At 72.0% G+C, this 733-nt stretch carries 1 protein-coding gene; it reads right to left on the reverse strand.

The window, feature by feature from the left end:
* Positions 1–129: 129 nt before the first annotated feature.
* Positions 130–522 carry a hypothetical protein gene (locus tag MN205_RS00055; protein WP_242123074.1) on the reverse strand — a complete coding sequence of 131 codons (393 nt, stop codon included), beginning with the start codon at positions 520–522 and terminating at the stop codon, positions 130–132.
* Positions 523–733: the final 211 nt, after the last annotated feature.

The raw sequence follows: 733 nt of genomic DNA on the forward strand, positions 1-733 counted from the left end.
CCCGAGCTCAGGCACGCTGTCGAACGTCTGCTGGAGGACACCAGCGACTGACGTCGGAACGCACGGACATGGCTGCGCCTAGCGTGCGAGGCGCGGTCGTGCCGCGAGCCTCGTGCGGCTCCAGCCCGTTCACAGCGACGCGGGATCGACATCGGTCCCCGGGGGCGCCGACCGTGCCGTGGCCGTCCGGTCAGGTGCCGGACGCGAGTGAGCGTCGTCGGGGTCCTGACCGTGCAGGCGCAGCAACCCGCACCGCTCACCAGCCGGTGTCCACTCCCGCACCTCGGCGTACACGACGAACACCCGCCCCGCAGCCTGCGCCCGCGCCCACGTCAGCACCTCCTCGACGTCGCGGGCTTCCTGCAGGCGGTGCTCGTCACTGGCGTACGACGGGTGCGCCACCGCCGGCCCGAGGTCGGCGCCGGATCGTTGCGGGAACGCGTAGCCGGTGCCCGTGTGCTGCCAGAAGTGGACGCGGTAGACCGGCTGCTCGACCTCGAAGCCGACATCCCTGGGGTCCACACCTTCACTGCGCACCGTTCCACCATGCCAGGACGACCATCGCCGGGGATGCGTGCTCATGCCGTGCCACGGCAGCCACCCGGACCGGCCAGGACCGCTCGGTCGTGCCGCGGACGTCGCGCGTCCGTCGATCTACGAACGGTCCCGCAGGCGGCCGCGGCACCCGACTCGCGCAACTGGTGCCGCTCGACCAGCCACCAGCTGACACGAT

The sequence above is a fragment of the Kineococcus sp. TRM81007 genome, assembly GCF_022669155.1.
Lineage (GTDB): Bacteria > Actinomycetota > Actinomycetes > Actinomycetales > Kineococcaceae > Kineococcus.